At 69.4% G+C, this 15498-nt stretch carries 14 protein-coding genes; 5 read left to right on the top strand and 9 right to left on the bottom strand.

Translation table 11 applies throughout. The features are described 5' to 3' along the window. The first annotated feature begins 93 nt into the window (after nt 1-93). Entirely contained in the window at nt 94-750 is a 657-nt protein-coding gene (locus D7V88_RS13070; protein WP_208726264.1) for an MBL fold metallo-hydrolase, read from the top strand. Here D7V88_RS13070 and D7V88_RS13065 read toward each other — a convergent pair. Next, nucleotides 747-1538 carry a hypothetical protein gene (locus D7V88_RS13065; protein WP_120540967.1) on the bottom strand — a complete coding sequence of 264 codons (792 nt, stop codon included), beginning with the start codon at nt 1536-1538 and terminating at the stop codon, nt 747-749. The two genes, D7V88_RS13070 and D7V88_RS13065, sit on opposite strands and share 4 nt — an antisense overlap. Beyond that, nucleotides 1528-2430, bottom strand: a complete 903-nt coding sequence (locus D7V88_RS13060; protein WP_244238120.1) for a dimethylarginine dimethylaminohydrolase family protein — start codon at nt 2428-2430, stop codon at nt 1528-1530. Before D7V88_RS13060 ends, D7V88_RS13065 begins: the two co-directional genes overlap by 11 nt. Nucleotides 2431-2745: 315 nt before the next feature. On the opposite strand from D7V88_RS13060, the gene D7V88_RS13055 reads away from it, so the two are divergent. Further along, nucleotides 2746-4353, top strand: a complete 1608-nt coding sequence (locus tag D7V88_RS13055) for a Na+/H+ antiporter (RefSeq protein WP_120540966.1) — start codon at nt 2746-2748, stop codon at nt 4351-4353. Nucleotides 4354-4361: 8 nt separating this feature from the next. Here the strand turns inward: D7V88_RS13055 and D7V88_RS13050 are convergent, their stop codons facing one another. Next, nucleotides 4362-5069: a bleomycin resistance protein gene (locus D7V88_RS13050; protein WP_147448713.1), complete on the bottom strand. Its 708-nt coding sequence runs from the start codon at nt 5067-5069 to the stop codon at nt 4362-4364. After that, on the bottom strand, nt 5059-5532 hold the full coding sequence (locus D7V88_RS13045) for a MarR family winged helix-turn-helix transcriptional regulator (protein ID WP_120540964.1): 474 nt from the start codon (nt 5530-5532) through the stop codon (nt 5059-5061). Before D7V88_RS13045 ends, D7V88_RS13050 begins: the two co-directional genes overlap by 11 nt. Nucleotides 5533-5690: 158 nt before the next feature. Between D7V88_RS13045 and D7V88_RS13040 the strand changes: the two genes are divergently transcribed. Then, the gene (locus D7V88_RS13040; RefSeq protein WP_120540963.1) at nt 5691-7589 is read left to right on the top strand and encodes a DUF7151 family protein; all 1899 of its coding nucleotides are present in this window, start codon (nt 5691-5693) and stop codon (nt 7587-7589) included. 15 nt (nt 7590-7604) lie between these two features. Here the strand turns inward: D7V88_RS13040 and D7V88_RS13035 are convergent, their stop codons facing one another. Next, nucleotides 7605-8267, bottom strand: a complete 663-nt coding sequence (locus tag D7V88_RS13035) for an SRPBCC family protein (protein WP_120540962.1) — start codon at nt 8265-8267, stop codon at nt 7605-7607. Beyond that, a complete protein-coding gene (locus tag D7V88_RS13030; RefSeq protein ID WP_120540961.1) occupies nt 8264-8914 on the bottom strand; it encodes a 2OG-Fe(II) oxygenase in 651 nt (216 codons plus the stop codon). Before D7V88_RS13030 ends, D7V88_RS13035 begins: the two co-directional genes overlap by 4 nt. A gap of 276 nt (nt 8915-9190) precedes the next feature. On the opposite strand from D7V88_RS13030, the gene D7V88_RS13025 reads away from it, so the two are divergent. After that, entirely contained in the window at nt 9191-11458 is a 2268-nt protein-coding gene (locus D7V88_RS13025) for a di-heme oxidoreductase family protein (protein ID WP_120540960.1), read from the top strand. Between the two features lie 82 nt (nt 11459-11540). On the opposite strand, the gene D7V88_RS13020 is transcribed toward D7V88_RS13025, so the two are convergent. Genes D7V88_RS13020 through D7V88_RS13015 form a run of 3 tightly spaced genes read right to left on the bottom strand, consistent with a single transcriptional unit; the run spans nt 11541 to nt 13461 of the window. Then, the gene (locus D7V88_RS13020) at nt 11541-12356 is read right to left on the bottom strand and encodes an energy transducer TonB (RefSeq protein ID WP_158625077.1); all 816 of its coding nucleotides are present in this window, start codon (nt 12354-12356) and stop codon (nt 11541-11543) included. A gap of 20 nt (nt 12357-12376) precedes the next feature. Further along, nucleotides 12377-12922: a hypothetical protein gene (locus D7V88_RS43005; protein ID WP_158625076.1), complete on the bottom strand. Its 546-nt coding sequence runs from the start codon at nt 12920-12922 to the stop codon at nt 12377-12379. Continuing rightward, nucleotides 12919-13461, bottom strand: coding sequence for a hypothetical protein (locus tag D7V88_RS13015; protein ID WP_147448712.1), 543 nt, complete (start codon nt 13459-13461; stop codon nt 12919-12921). The genes D7V88_RS43005 and D7V88_RS13015 overlap by 4 nt, the downstream gene beginning before the upstream one ends. Before the next feature lie 313 nt (nt 13462-13774). Here D7V88_RS13015 and D7V88_RS13010 point away from each other — a divergent pair, with 313 nt between their 5' ends. Beyond that, the gene (locus tag D7V88_RS13010) at nt 13775-15484 is read left to right on the top strand and encodes a GTPase (RefSeq protein WP_120540970.1); all 1710 of its coding nucleotides are present in this window, start codon (nt 13775-13777) and stop codon (nt 15482-15484) included. The last annotated feature ends 14 nt before the right edge of the window (nt 15485-15498 follow it).

Genomic DNA, 15498 nt, shown 5'->3' with positions numbered 1-15498 from the left:
ATCCGTCTTCTTCGCCTGGGCCTTGGGCTCACTCATGCGGGCAGAGGGGCGGGCGCCCGTGTCATCCCGTCATCGGTGCCTAGATTTGCCCGCATGAGTGAGCCCAAGGCCCAGGCGAAGAAGACGGATGAGGTCGTCCCGGGAGTGCATCACTGGACGGTCGAGGATGACCGGCTCGGCGGCATTCGCAGCGACGCGTACGCGGTGGTGGATGAGGACGGCACCGTCACCCTCATCGACCCGTTGCCCATCGACGAGAAGGCCCTGCGCAAGCTGGGCAACCTCGAAGCCATCGTCATCACCGCGGGCAATCACCAGCGCTCCGCGTGGCGAATGCGCAAGGCGTTCGGCATCCCCGTCTGGGCTCCGGAAGGCGCCCAGGGCCTGGAGGAGAAGCCAGACTTCGAATACGTGGCCGGCCACACGCTGCCCGGCGGCCTCAACACCTTCCAGACGCCCGGCCCCACCGAGGCCATGTACACGCTCTGGATGCAGAAGAGCCCGCACGCGGTCATCTTCATCTCCGACCTGCTGTCGCGCAAAGGCAGGGGCACGCCCGGCTTCGTCCCCGGCGAATACCAGGACGAACCCCTGCGCACCCGCTCCAGCATCCAGCGAATCCTGGACCACCTGCCCATCGAAACCGTCTGCTTCGCGCACGGCGCGCCCATCGTCAAAGACGGCGCCAGCGCCCTGCGCAAGGCCCTGGAACAGGACGACGAATTCCCGAGCGCCCCGGCCCCGGCCTAACCGTGCAGCTCGCGCACCAGCACGTGGCCCGCGTCCTGGCCGGGAGGCACGAGCTCCAACCGGGCCCCCGCTTCCGCGCGGTCCAGCAGTGAGCCCAGCGCCGCCAGGTCCGTGACGGGGATGCGCGTGGCGGGAGCCTGCTCCTCGCCGCGCGACATCGCCTGGGCGACGCGAGCCTCGTCGCCGAGGTCGGTCTCATAGACGAAGGTGCGCTCGTCGTAGTCGTGTCCACCGGGTACACGTCCAACGAGCCGCATGGGCCCCAGTCGCGTGTGCACGCGCACCGCGGGGTTGTCCCACTGGGTGACGCCGCGCAGCCGCTTCGCTCGCACCATGCCCAGCGTGAGCGTCTTCACCCAGGACGACGCGCCCCGCCCCGGCAGGAAGCTGAACAGCGACACGCCCACGAACAGGCCCGGCGTCAGCGACGGCGCCACGTAGCAGGCCGCGCCGATGGCCAGCTCCTCGTCCGCCAGCAGCAATCGCTCGCGCGCGGGCGCCTTCAACAGCCGCGCGGGACAGCGCAGCAATCCGATGGCGCCGGGCAGCAGGTACAAATCCGACAGCACCCAGCGCGGCACGCCGATGCCACCGAAGGCGAGCTGGTTGAGCGTGAGGTACTGCCGCGCCAGCTCCGCGTTGTGCTCGGCCAGCAGGTGCGTCACCGGGATGCCGGCGGGTGCCAGGTCCAACGATGGCACGTGCACGCCGGAGCCCAGCGCCTGCAATGACAGCTCCGGGTTCGCCGCGAAGAAGGCCTGGGCCAGCGGCGCGAGTTCACCCGCCATCGGCTTCGATGTCCTTCGCCACGGCGTCCAACCGGTACTCGGCGGGAAGCTGGATGCGGCCCGCATCCACCGACGCGCGCGACACCAGACACCGCGACGAGCCGCCGCCCTTCTCCGTCAACTCCGGCATCGGCATGGGCACCACGCGCATGCCCAACCCCTGCACCAGGTCCACCACGTGCGGGGGCATCACCGTGGGCGCGAGCAGATCCCTGCCCAGGGGCAGCCCGTTGGTCGCATAACGGCGGATGTCCGCCTCCGTCACCCGCACCAGCCGGTTCTCGCCGAAGCGCTGCTCCAGGAGCGCCACCGACTCCGGCGCCATCACGTCCGGACACACCAGCAACCGGTCCACCGCGGGCAGCGGCAGCACCGCCATGTTCCCGTGGAACGCGGGCTCGCGCACCTGCAAGCGCAGCACCTCGCCGGGGAAGTGTCGCGCCGCGGCCTCCAATCCCTCCCACGTGGTGCGACCGCCCCAGAACAGCAGCGTCACGCCGTCGAACGTCGCCACGTCCCCGTGCGCCTCCCAGACGCCCGGGCCCGGCTCCACCACCTCCATGCCCATGCGCCGGGCCAGCGGCGCCCAGTGGTCGCGTTCCGCGAAGCGGTGCGCGCTCATCATCCGGGGCAGGAGGAACAACGGGGCCTGCCCTTCGCGGGCCACCACCTGACCGCACTCGGCCGAATAGGGCATGCCCGTCAGCACGTCCGAGGGCGAAGGCAGCGCCACCACCGTGCCTCCGCGCGCCTCGATGTGCCGCGCCAGCGTCAGCCATTCCCGCCTCGCGCCACGTGCATCCGCCGGCGCGGCCTCGCGGCTGCGGAAGTTCGCGCGGCCTCGCAGGGCCCAGCTCCGCCCCGGAGGAGACATCAGGAAGAGGTCCATCATCCTCTGGCTTCTAGCCGTCGGACGGGAGCGTCACAACGCATCCTCCTCGCGACGTCCGGCCGTCCGACGCCCGGCCGTCCAGCGCTCCACAATGCACGGGGCCCTCCGCGGCGCGAGGCACAGACAGGGCGGCGGGGGGCCTCGCACCGTCCATGGATGGCAGCCGCCGTCCCTGTCTCGCATCTCGCGTCCAGGGTGCGGACCACCCCGGGGCCCGCTCGGCCGCCCTCTCGTTTTTCACCCGTGGGGGCTCCTCACGCGCCCAGTGCGCGGGGTAGTCTGCGCGCTTTTTGAGCACAAACGGGTTGGGGCTTCATGCACTTTGAATCGGCCTTCGTGCTGCTCTTCTCCATCGCGACCGCGGTGGCGATCGCGGCGCGCTACTTCAAGTTTCCGTACACGGTGGCGCTGGTGCTGGCGGGCCTCGGCCTGGGCGTGGTGCACATCTTCGAGCCGCCGCACCTGACGAAGGAATTGCTGTTCGCCGTGTTGCTGCCGGGCCTGCTGTTCGAGGCGGCCTTCCACGTCGACTTCCGCAAGTTCTGGAAGAACAAGCTGACCATCACCTCGCTGGCGATTCCCGGCGTGGTGGCGTCCATGGGACTCACGGCGCTGCTGCTGTCGCCGGCGATGAAGGGGATGAACTACCTGGAGGGCTTCGGCCTCATCCACGCGATGGTGTTCGCGTCGCTCATCGTGTCCACGGACCCCATCGCGGTGGTGGGCCTGTTCAAGGCGCTGGGCGCGCCCAAGCGACTGGCCATCCTGGTGGAGGGCGAAAGCCTGCTCAATGACGGCACCGCCGTGGTGCTGTTCATGCTCGTCGTGAGCGTGGCCAACGGGGAGAAGTTCACCGTGGGCGGGGCGACCTGGGACTTCATCAAGATCGCCGGCATGGGCGTCGTCATCGGCGCGGCGGTGGGCTTCGTGGTCGCGCAGGTCATGCAGCGCGTGGACGACGCGATGGTGGAGATCACCCTCACCATGATCGCCGCGTACGGTTCCTTCGTGGTGGCCGAACACTTCCACTACTCGGGCGTTATCGCCACGGTGGTGGCCGGCATGCTGTGCGGCAACTGGGCGGCCCGGCTGAGCATGAGCCCCACCACGCGCGTCGCGGTGGAGAGCTTCTGGGAGTACCTGGCGTTCGCGCTCAACTCGGTGGTGTTCCTGCTCATCGGCCTGGAGGTGCAGCTCACGTCGCTGCTGGCGTCGTGGCAGCCCATCCTGCTCGCGTACGGCGCGGTGGTCGTGGGCCGCGCGGTGGTCGTCTACGGCGTGTCCGGCCTGCTGCGCTTCACGTCGGAGCGGCTGCCGTGGAGCTGGAGCGCGGTGCTCACCTGGAGCGGCCTGCGGGGCGCGGTGTCCATGGTGCTGGTGCTCGGTCTTCCGGCGGACTTCGCCCACCGGGAGATGCTGGTGAACATGACGTTCGGCGTGGTGGTGCTCTCCATCATCTTCCAGGGCCTCACCGTCGCCCCGCTCCTCAAGCGCCTGGGCATCACCGGCATCAAGGACATCTACCAGGAGAAGTACGAGCTGGCCCGCGGCCGACTGGGCGCCATCCACGCCGCCATCGCTTCGCTGGAGGCCATGCGCCGCTCGCGCGAAATCCCCGTGGACGTGCTGGAGCCCATGGAGCGCGAATACCAGGAGAAGGCCCTGGCGGTGGAGCAGGAGCTCGCCGCGCTCAAGCAGCAGTCCACGCGCTTCCACGAGGAGGAGCACCAGGAGGCCGCCCGCCGCGTCCTCATCGTGGAGAAGGACGCCCTCTTCGACGCCTACCAGAAGGGCACGCTCAACAAGGAGGTCTTCGAACACCTGTGCGCGGAGCTGGATGAGCGCATCGCGAAGACCAAGGACGCGGAGGCCCACGTCCCCCTGGAGGACGCCCACGCCACTCCGGAGGCGATGGCGTCCTGAGCGGCCTGCTACTCCTGCGTCCGGGCGAGCGGCGCGATGGCGTCCAGCTCCGCCCGGAGCGCCTCACGCGCTGACGCCGGAAGCGCGAGGGCATCGATGTCCCGCGCCAGCTCCCGGGCGCGGGGCACATCCCCCAGGGCCACGGCCAGTTCGGCCCGCGCCGCGAGCGCCTGGCCCCGCTCCTCCACCGTTCCGGCGTCCGCCTTCTTCAGCGCGACCTCCAGGACCTTCGCCGCCGCGACGTCGTCGTTCTTGAAGTCCCGCAGGCGGCGGGCCGTCTTCAGCGCCTTGGCCAGGAGCGACACCGGCTGTGCCTCCTCGTCTCCATGGCCCGAAGACTCATCGCGCCGGATGAACATCACCGAGTTGCCCGACGGGTCCACGACGGTGAAACGCGTCTGCCCCTTCTTCATGCGCGTCACGCGCGGCAGACCCTTGAGGGGAATCCGGCCGTAGGCCTTTCGCAGCGCCTCCGCGAAGGTCGCGTGCAGCGCCTCCACCTCCTCCACGATGACCAGGCAACTGCTGAAGGCCGTCTGGGGATCCAGTCCCTTCAGCCCGAAGAAGTGCAGGTGGGCACCGCCGCGCCGGGTGGCCGCGTAGGGATTCGGGTTGCGCTGCTGGTACGTCACCTCGAAGCCCAGGAGGCGGTAGAACTCCAACGTCGGCTCAATGGCGACGCACGGGAGCAATGGAATACAGGAGTCATGTTTCACGGGCGCCCTCCTCCGGGGTGAGGTCCTTTTCGAGCCGCAGTCGCGCTGCGCGCACACCTTCGAGCGCCGCGGCCAGCAGCCCCGGAGCAAGGCTTGCCCCCAGCCGGTTCGCCCACGCGGCATGCGCGGCCTCCACCTTGCGCAGGGCGCGACGGCCCGCCGTCGTCAGCGAGAGCAGCTTCGCGCGCTGGTGATGGGGGTTGTCGACGTAGGCCACGAAGCCGTCATCCACGAGCGCATCCGCCGTCTGCTGCACGCTCTGCCGGGCAAGCCCCATGGTGCGCGCCACCGCCGCCACCGTGGCGGGCCCGTGGTCGATGACGCCCAACACCTGCCAGCGCGCGCTCGTCAGTCCCGCCGGAGCACTCAGCCGGTCTCCGGCCTGGAGCAGCAGTCCGTTCAACTGGAACACCTCCAGGATGAGGTCGGTGAAGGCGGCGGCTTCCTTTTGAAGTGACGACATGGACAGGATCCTGTCAATTCGACAGGAACCTGTCAACTGTTCGCCTGTCGGATGGGGACGCCGACGACCCGAAATAACCCCTGCCCTCGTATGACAAGGACCGGGCCCGGTATCGTCGCGGCGTTGCGAGCGAGCCAGGCCCTCAGGAGACGTGACGCATGCGGTGGACATGGAGCATCTGGGTGGCCCTCCCCCTGCTGGCGGGAGGCTGCGCTCCGCTCGACTTCTCCGCGTTCGCCCCGCAGCACCCTGCCCGCTCGCGCATCCTCCCGGAGCCGCCGGGCGCCGCGTGTCCCCATGGAGGCCAGGCCCTCCAGACGGGGCTCGACCTGAACGAGGACGGAGCGCTAGGGGCCGACGAGGTCACCTCCACCGAGTACGCCTGCGACCGGGCGCCCACCGCCAACCCCACGACCCCGCAGGTGGTGGTCCGGACCGCGTGGCTCGCTCCCGGCACCGAGTGTCCGGAGGGCGGGCAGGTGACACGGGTGGGCCTCGATTCGAACGGCAACACCACGCTGGACGACGACGAGGTCACCCGCGAGGTCCATGCGTGCCTGAGCACCGCGCCCGTGCGCTCGCGCATCCACGCCGTGACGGACACAGCCGCCTGCCCGTCGCTCAAGGGGGGTGTGCTGGAAGCGGGCGAGGACGTGGACAACAACGGCGTGCTCGACACCTCCGAGGTCCAGGCCTCCCATTACTTCTGCGACCTGGACAGTTCGCGGATCCATCCCCAGGTCCAGCCCGAGCCGGCGGGAGGCACCTGCGGAAGACCGGGCACGCGGGTGTCCGCCTTTGGCGACCTGAATGGCAACGGGCAGCAGGACATCGCCACGGAGCCCACCATCTCCCTCATCTTGTGCCGGCCCACGCGCGTCCATGAGGGCACCTACGTGGTGCGCGACGCGTCGGACCTCGCGGCCCTCCAGGGCGTCACCCGCGTGAACGGCGATCTGATCATCAACAGCGCGACCTTGTCGGAGCTCATCCTGCCGGAGCTGTCCGTCGTCGTGGGCTCCCTGTCCATCCAGACCAACCCCCAGTTGGACCGCGTCGACCTGCCCGGACTGCGCTTCGCCCGGGATGTGTGGATGGAGCTCAACGCGGGGCTCACCACGGCCACCCTCGGCGACCCGGACGGGCACCAGGTCTACGTGGACCGGGCGCTGGTGGTGAGGGACCATCCCCAGCTTGCCTCGCTCGCAGGACTGCGTGCGCTCGCGCCCAACGGTGAGCTCACCGTGTCGGACAACGCCCTGGTGGAGACCTTCGAGTTCCCCTACGTCACCAGCCTCTCTCTTGGATTGAACGTGCAGTCGAATCCGCGGCTGCGCGGCCTGGACCTGCCCCTGCTCGAATCCACCTACAGCGCCTCGGTGGCCCATGGCGCGGCGCTGGAGTCGCTCTCCGGGCTGTCCTCGCTGCGCACCGTCGAACACCTGTCCATCTTCAACAACGCGGCGCTGACCAGCCTGCAGGGATTGAACAGCCTCCAGAGCGCGGCCTCCGTCTCCATCATCAAGAACGCGGCGCTCAAGACGACGGCGGGCTTCCCCCGGCTCGTCCGCGTGGGCTCGGTGCTCATCGGGGACAACGCCTCGCTGGAGTCCGCGGGCGGCATGCCCGAGCTGCGGACCGTGTCGGAGTCGTTCTGGCTGAGCAACAACGCCCTGCTGCGCAAGGTGGCGGACCTGCCGAAGCTGGACTCCGTCCAGATCCTCACCGTGGAGAGCAACCCGATGCTCACCGACCTGGGCGGCTTCGGATCCCTGATGCGACTGGAGCGCCTGTCAGTCCGCTACAACCGGGACCTGCTGGAGCTGTCCCGACTCAGCGACCTGCGCTACCTCCAGTTCCTCAAGCTCACGGACAACCCCAGCCTCACCGGCCTGGGCCTGGAGTCGCTGCTCGCGGTGGAGCAGGGGTTCTCCGTGGAGAACAACCCCCTGCTGCCCACCTGCCGCGTGCAACAACTGGCGGACCTCGCCTACTCCGGTTCGCCCTTCGAGCTCAGCATCATTGGCAACGACAGCCAGACGCCCTGCCCGCCGTAACCACCGCGCGCACCGTCAGCTCGCGCCGCCCTCCACCCGCGACTGGAGCACCGCGCCCAGCACCTCCGCAGTGTCCTCGCGCAGTCGCGTCAGGTGCGTGTAGAGCACGTCCTCCACCTGGGACACCGCCTCCGGGGGCGCGCCCGCCTCGCGCAGGCCCGCCAGCACCGCGTACGCCGCCGCGCCCAGCGGCCCCACGTAGCCGCGCGACTCCTCCCAGAACTCCTCGAAGCACGGCACCGCTTCGCCCGTCACCACGCGCGAAAGCCGCCCCAGGCACGCCTCCCAGTAGGCCCGGTGCGCGTCGCGGGCCGCGTCCTCCACGAACGGCCCCTGACGCACCTGGACCCGCGTGCCCCCATCGTCGGTGGGGTGGAAGGTCAACTCCGCCCGGGTGCGTCCTGACGGCACCGGCCCGCCCTCCCAATCCATTTCAAGCGCCAACGACCTTGGCGGCTCGGCCTCCACGAGGCAGCCCACCTGCGCGAACGCACGACCCAGGGCGTCACGCAGCATCACCCGGTAGGGCTGTCCCAGGGCGCCGGGATCCGGCGCGTGCGTGCGGTGACAGCCCGGCGGCGCGCCGAACCAGCGGCGGATGAGCGAGGGTTGGTCGAACGCGGGGAACACCGCCTCCGGAGACACCGGCAGCGTCCACTCCAGAAGAAGGTCGCTCACGCCTGGGCCCCCGAGCGCGTGCGCAGCTCGAACCGGGGCACGCGGGAGAGCTCCGCCTCCGGTGCCCGGTACTGCTCCACCACCAGGCTGATGCGCGAATCCTCCAGCCCCTTCGCGCCGGAGGAGATGGCCTCCACCTCATGCATCAGGTCACCCCGGAACATCACCAGCGCGCGCTCCTGCGGCGTCAGTTCCGCCACCCGACCTCCCCGGTGGTACAGCCGCAGCGCCCCGCCCCGGAGTTCCTTCGGAACCTGGACATACAGCACGCTCACCGCCACCGGGCACCCGATACTGGGACCGTAGAATTCAAGACTCCGGTCGATGTGCGCGGAGACCCCCCGGCCCTCTCCCACCAGCAGCGGGTTGAGCAGGAAGGCGTTGCACTCCGGCAGCAGCGTCTTCGCCAGGTACGGCGCGAACGCGGGAAAGCGCCGCGTCACGTCCGGAAGGGCCTCCCGGCGGAACGTCAGCGAAAAGCCGTACGTGCCGGAGAACTGGTCCGACAGGTTCGACTCCCCCAGGAGCGACGAGCCCAGGATGGCTGCACGGATGGAGGCCATCGTCTCCTCGGGCAGGGCCTCGGGAGTGCGGTGGAAGAAGGTGTCGAGCCGGAAGGCCCCACCCCACGGTGGCTGGAAGCGCATGGCCCCGGAGTCTACCCACCCGGCTCGCGCCCGTGCACACCACCCCCGCCGCAGCGCGGCAATCCCTATCAACACGACGCGTCAACCCAGGACAACACGGCGCGTCAAGGAATACATCATTTTCGCTTATTTATCAGTTATCACGCCTTAGTTGAATTCTCCGGGCTCCCACCTTGCGGCGGGAATGAATCCCGACTTTCTTCGGACAAGCTACGAAGTCCCCTTCGCAGCGCTCGCCGTCCCACGCTCCATTCCACCCCACTGGAGTCCCCATCCATGAGCCGCAGCAGACTCACGGGAATCGTGCTCGCGTTCCTGGCCGCCAGTTGTCTGGCGGTTGATTCCGAAGCCGCCACATCAGGCGTCACCCCTTCTGGTTCGTCCGCCATCTTCTACGTCGACACGACGGATTGGGCAGACATCCACTACAAGCTGAACAACGGGCAGCAGCTCAACATCCGCATGGCGGTGACGGGCGGCCGCAACCAGTACACGGTGACGGGCCTCGCCACCGGCAACTTCATTGATTACAACTTCACGTACTGGGATGTGTCGTGCGCCTGTGCGCGTGACACGGCCTGGGTCCGCTACACGCATACGGGTGGCACCAACCCGCCCGTGGACGCGGGCACCGGCACGCCGGACGCCGGCACCGGCACGCCGGACGCGGGTCCTCCCCCCAATGGCGACGCGGGTCCCGTGGTGCCGCTGTTCACCAGCGCGACCGCGCTGGAGCCGGCCACCGTCGAGACGACGTCCACGGCCATCATCACCCGCATCGGCGACCGCGTTCGCGACCGTCACATGCGCGAGGACATGTACCAGGCCTACGACCACTACCTGCGGCTGTACTTCGAGAAGCGCACCCACTGGGTTGAAATCGTGGACGAGGTGGCCAAGGGCGGCAGTCAGGTCACCGTCAACCTGTACTCCATCTACCCGTACGACAGCCCTGACTTCCGCGCGTTCTTCCGCGGCCTGAACACGGTGGCGGAGTACTTCCACAACGCGGACTTCGTGAAGGTGAGCGACTACAAGCACACGGCCTCGGTGAACTTCAACGCCAAGGAAGGCCGCGCCATCCGCATCGGTGACCGGATGGAGCTGGAGATTGGCGTGTTCCTCCAGGCGCCGGTGGAAGGCCGCTTCAACTACTACTCCTCGGGCATGCTCTACATCGTGGGCCAGGGCGGCCTCGTGCCCTTCGAGGGCCAGGGCGCCATCCGTGACTCCTTCGCGCTGCCGGAGAAGGCGTGGCAGGGCGGTCGTGGCACGCTGCACACGCCGTTCTCCAACGAGCCGGACAACCGCTTCCTGCAGATGGCCACGAACCTCGCGCCGGTGAACGCGCAGCCCTTCGTCGAGGGCCGCCGCCTGCACCACACGAACTTCAAGGACGGCACGCACTCGGAGCCGGACAACCCGGTCTTCACGCAGCAGCTGAACAAGCTGGGCAACAACCACGTCGCGTCCTCCTGTGTCGAGTGCCACAAGCAGAACGGCCGGGGCCTGGCGCCCTCCACGACCAACACCACGCTCACCAACTACGTGGTGAAGGTGGGCAAGGTGAATGGCAGCACGGTGACGGCGGACCCCATGCTGGGCTTCCGCCTGCAGCCGCGCGCGGTCAGCGGCACGCCGGAGGCGGACGTGCGCATCAGCGGCTGGACGAACACCAGCGGCACGCTGAGGGACGGCACGGCGTACCAGTTGCGCAAGCCGACCTACAGCTTCGTCAACGTGACGCCGACGAACTTCTCCGCGCGCATCACACCGCAGCTCGTCGGCATGGGCCTGCTGGAGGCGGTGCCGGAGTCGCAGGTGGCGGGTCTGGCGGATGCGAACGACGCCAACGGCGACGGCATCTCCGGCCGCATGCAGACGGTGCGGGACCCGGAGACGGGCGTCACGCGCATGGGCCGCTTCGGTTGGAAGGCGGGCACGGCGCGCGTGAAGCACCAGGTCGCCGAGGCGTTCAACAGCGACATGGGCGTGACGTCGAATGTGTTCAAGACGCAGGACTGCGGCACGTCGCAGCAGGGCTGCACGGGCACCAGCGCGGAGCTGAGCGACGCGGACCTGGACAAGCACACCCGCTACATCGCCCTGCTGGGCGTGCCGGCGCGCCGCGACCACAGCGACGCGCAGGCGATGCAGGGTGAGACGGTGTTCAACAACGCGGGCTGCGCGAAGTGCCACGCGGCCACGCTGACCACCAGCCAGTACAGCGCGATGACGGAGTTCCGCAGCCAGACCATCCACCCGTACACGGACCTGCTGCTGCACGACATGGGCACGGGCCTCGCGGACAACCTGCCCGAGGGTCAGGCGTCCGGCGCTGAGTGGCGCACCGCGCCCCTCTGGGGCATCGGTCTCACGTCGGGCGTCAGCGGCGGCGAGGGCTTCCTGCACGACGGCCGCGCGCGCAACGTCACCGAGGCCATCCTGTGGCACGGCGGCGAGGGTGAGGCCTCCAAGCAGGCCTTCATCAACCTCAGCACGGCGGACCGCAACGCGCTGCTGAAGTTCGTCAACTCGCTGTAATCGCTTCCAGTTCAGAAGACAGACGCCGGGCGGAGGCCACCGTGCTTCCGCCCGGCGTCCTGTTTTCAGGGGCCCGGGCCCGTCACGGGCGGAAGGTGGTCTTCAGCTTGAAGTGGAACATGTACCGCACGGCGATGGGCTTGCCGTCGAGGGTCGCGGGCGCGAAGCGGCTGCCCCAGAGCATCTTGAGGGCCACCGGGGTCATGAGGGGCAGGCTCTTCAGGGAGTGGCAGTTGATGACGCTTCCTTCGCGGGTGATGACGCAGCGGATGGCCATGTGCCCCTGGATGCGCTTCTCGACGGCCTCCTGCGTATAGGAGAGGTCCTCACCCGACAGCTTCTTCGGCTTGGTCATGGGCTCGGAGAAGAAGGGCACCTGCGCGGCGGCCATCTGAGGAGAGACCGCCCCCTCCTCCGCGAACCAGTAGGCCAGACGCCACCCCGCCGACGTCCGCACGAAGTTCACGGGGAACTCCGCGGTGGGCCCGTCGGCTTCCGCTCCGGGCCGGAGCTTCACCTGCACGGTGGCGAAACCGTCATCGGTGTTGGGAGGGCTCTTGAGCTCGCAGCGCAGGGGCTGGGACGGAGGCGGCGAGGACGGTGGAAACTCCGGATGGGCCTGGAGGTAGGCCAGATCCTCGGGCCGGATGGAGTCCTCAGGACGCATGTCCGCCGGGAAGAGGGACAGGTCGGGCCTGGACAGCAGACCGAGTTCGCAGAGCCGCCGGGCCTTCTCGGTGATTTCGCCTTCGGGCCCTCGCACGCTCGCGGCGATGGAGGCGCAGCCGCCCCCCGTCCACGGGAGCATCAGCAGCAACGACAGACGGATGACTCGGGATGCACAGGCATTCATGTCCCGGCGCACGCTACCAGGGCTCGGTGATGCACGCTGGCGCATCACCCACTGTCCTTGGGGGCTCAGGGCTCCTGGCGTGGCGGTGGGACACCTTCCCCGCCAGGCATGGCCGCACCACCGTCCTTCCCCTGCGCCTCGGCGGCACGCTCGGCCTTGAGGCGCAAGGCGACCGGCCTCGAGCCGGTCAGTTGGAGTGACAGGGTCAGCTCGATGCACGCGGGCCCTTCGGGTGGGGTGAACGGCTCCGCGAAGACGACGAAGGAGACGTCCCTGCCGAACCATTCCCCCTCATTCAAGGTCATCAGGTCGTCGCGGTCCGCGGGCTCGGGGAGGACGTCCGCGACCAGCGTGGGGAACGCCGCGCCAGTCGCGCAGTCGGTGACGCGGTCGACGCCCAGGGAGACATTCTCGATGAGGCGTCGGTCGAGGATGGTGGGACTTCGCGCGCCAATGAGGGCCCGTCCGGAGACAGTGTGCCCGTCATAGAGGACGTGCTCCAAGGCCAGGAGGGGCGGCTCTGAAGGCGGGAGTGGCTTCTGGAAGCGTGCGCAGGCGCTTGCCAGCAGGAGCACGCCGGTCCCTGACACCATGAGGGTCCACGCCTTCATCGCGAGCCTCCTTCCTGGACCGGGCAGTTTCTCAAGGAACCATCGTGCCCTGGCACACCCAGGTCGTGCATCTGTCCTTCCTGCAAGGCGTCCTCATCGTGACGGAAGCCGCAGGAATGGGCGAGTTCATGGACGAACGCATCCTCCGCGCAGCGCGCCGCACGCCGGGGATCCTTGAACTGGCGCGAACACCAGACGATGAGCCGGTTCGGGGCCTCGCAGGAACCGATGCTCGAGATGCCGAGCACCTTCCGGCCCGAAGGCCGACGCCGGTCGTGTGCTGCGCACAGAGCTTCCGTCATCGCATTGCATCGCACCTGGATCCGGGAACACTGCTGCGCGACACACGCGCGCAACCGGTCGTCCTGGATGGACTCCGCCGTCTCCTGGCAGGCTTCGACGGAGGGCAATTCCTTGCAGGCAGCATCCGCATGGACCGGAGTGCCACGTTCCTGCGCCCGAGGCTCGGGCGTGGTGGCAGCACATCCGAAGGTCATCGCCCAGACCATGAGTCGAAACACCCTCACCTGACGCTCCACTCACGACGCGTTCATTCCATACCGAAGTGATTTCAAGGCTGACAGTCAGCCACATTGCCTGTCCATCCCTCCCCGGGGGTACACGGCCCTTACGTCTATCAATGACCCGCGACATACGTACGACTGCATTGGCTTCCACCAGACACCTGAATGACCCGCCCTTCGATGTGAACACCTCGTCCAGGAGCGGCGTCGAATCACCCGAGAGGCGTCTGGCGGGGCACGCCCACGCCCCGGAAGAATGCACGCTGGCGCACCGTCCCCCTTCATCGCGGTAGCCAGCGCGCCCCGGTCACGCCACGCTGCGCCCTCCGTGGACGACACCCGCCTTCCCGACCCCGACGCCCTCCGCCCGCTGCTCACCGACGCGCTGTCGCTGCCCGCGCTCCAACCGCACGGCCCGCGCCTGGAGCGCCTGCTGGAGGACTACGCCCGTGGCGTCGCCCGCCGGGACGCACCGCTCATCGTCGCGCTCGTCGGCGCCACCGGCGCGGGCAAGTCCACCCTGCTCAACGCGCTCGCGGGGCAGTCCCTGTCACGCGAGGGCGTGGACCGTCCCACCAGCACCGCGTCCACCCTCTTCGCGCCCGAAGGCACGCCCGTGGAGGAGCTGTCCCGCACCGGCGCGCGCGTCGTGCGCTACACGCCCGGCCCCCAGGGCCTGTGGAGCGGACAGGTCTTCATCGACACGCCGGACCTCAACAGCGTGGCCACCACGCACCGCGATGTCGCCCGCGCCGCGCTGGACAAGGCCGACGTGGCCCTTGTCGTCATGCACCGGGGCAGCGTCGCGGAGGCCTCCCAGGTGGAGTTCCTCAACGAGTTCGCCCGCCGCCGCGCGCTCGTCTTCATCCTCAACTTCGCCGACGAGCTCTCCGCCGAATCACGCGAGGCGCTGAAGTCCCAAATCCGCCGCGTCGCCACCCAGCACCATGGGCTCGCCGCCGAGGATGTCCCCGTCTTCGCCATCAGCGCCCGCGCCGCGAAGGACGGTCAGGACGTGTCCGGTGAGTTCGGCCCGCTCCTCTTCCACCTGCGGGGACTCGCCACCCAGGCCGTCGCCGCGCGCGTGCGCCACACCAACGCCCTGGGCGCCCTGGAGGAGTTCTCCTCCACCGTGCAGACCGCCCTCACGGAAACGGACGCGCTGCTCGGCAGGACGCGCACCGCGCTCGACGCGGGCCTCGCGCGCGCGGCGGAAGCACTTCAGGGCGACTTCGACGCGCGGCTGGGCCTGGCCCACGGGCACCTTGCTTCCGAGGTGCGCCGTCAGGCCGCGGGCCGCTTCTGGGGGCCCGCCGCGTGGGGGCTGCGACTGTCGTTGTGGGGCGCTTCCGGCATGGGCGCCGGCGCGCTGGTGGCCCGGCGCAGCCTGCCCGCGGGGCTCGCGGTGGCGGCGGCCTCCACGGTGGTGGACGCCGTGAGGGACCGCACGCGCGCACGCGCCGCGGAGGTCGCGGTGGTGGAGCCCTTCGAGGACGACTTCCTCGCCGAGTCCGCCGCACGCACCGCCCTGGCCGAAGCGCGCAGCGTGGCGCGCGCGCAGGGGCTGGAAGCGGAGACCCTGGGCGTGCCGGACGTGGAGACGATGCTTTCGGAACTGCGCCTGGCCCGCGCGGGGGCCTGGCGCTACACGGCCTCCACCGCCGTCGCGGAGGCCGTGGCCCGCTGGTGGCGCACGGCCCGGTGGCTGGTGTTGCCGCTCATCAACCTGCCCCTGCTCGCGCTGCTGGGGCACGTCGGGTACCGCGTGGTGCGGGGCTACGTGGAAGGCCCCCTGTTGCCGTTGGAGTACTTCCTCAACGCGGGGGCCTTCTTCGGACTGCTCGCGGGCGCCGGAGCGCTGATCGCGTCAGCGAGTCTCGTCGGAGCCGCTCGCCATGCTGGGAGAGCGGGACGGGCTCGCTTTGTCGAGTCCCTCGCCGCCCTGGGCGGGAGGCTGGGAGAGGCCGTCGAGAATGGCCTTGGCCCCGGGCGGCAGGCCGCGCGACGCATCCTGGATCGAACCCGCGACGGGCGGTGACATGGACACCACCG

It is taken from the genome of Corallococcus terminator, from assembly GCF_003611635.1.
Classification (GTDB): Bacteria; Myxococcota; Myxococcia; order Myxococcales; family Myxococcaceae; genus Corallococcus; species Corallococcus terminator.
This window is presented reverse-complemented; position numbering and strand designations above follow the sequence as displayed.

Coding starts and splice junctions, on each gene's coding strand:
- D7V88_RS13055 (WP_120540966.1), top strand. CDS start 2,746: ATGCACTTTGAATCGGCCTTCGTGCTGCTCTTCTCCATCGCGACCGCG.
- D7V88_RS13040 (WP_120540963.1), top strand. CDS start 5,691: ATGCGGTGGACATGGAGCATCTGGGTGGCCCTCCCCCTGCTGGCGGGA.
- D7V88_RS13045 (WP_120540964.1), bottom strand. CDS start 5,532: ATGTCGTCACTTCAAAAGGAAGCCGCCGCCTTCACCGACCTCATCCTG.
- D7V88_RS13025 (WP_120540960.1), top strand. CDS start 9,191: ATGAGCCGCAGCAGACTCACGGGAATCGTGCTCGCGTTCCTGGCCGCC.
- D7V88_RS13020 (WP_158625077.1), bottom strand. CDS start 12,356: ATGCGCCAGCGTGCATCACCGAGCCCTGGTAGCGTGCGCCGGGACATG.
- D7V88_RS13030 (WP_120540961.1), bottom strand. CDS start 8,914: ATGCGCTTCCAGCCACCGTGGGGTGGGGCCTTCCGGCTCGACACCTTC.
- D7V88_RS43005 (WP_158625076.1), bottom strand. CDS start 12,922: ATGAAGGCGTGGACCCTCATGGTGTCAGGGACCGGCGTGCTCCTGCTG.
- D7V88_RS13060 (WP_244238120.1), bottom strand. CDS start 2,430: ATGATGGACCTCTTCCTGATGTCTCCTCCGGGGCGGAGCTGGGCCCTG.
- D7V88_RS13065 (WP_120540967.1), bottom strand. CDS start 1,538: ATGGCGGGTGAACTCGCGCCGCTGGCCCAGGCCTTCTTCGCGGCGAAC.
- D7V88_RS13070 (WP_208726264.1), top strand. CDS start 94: ATGAGTGAGCCCAAGGCCCAGGCGAAGAAGACGGATGAGGTCGTCCCG.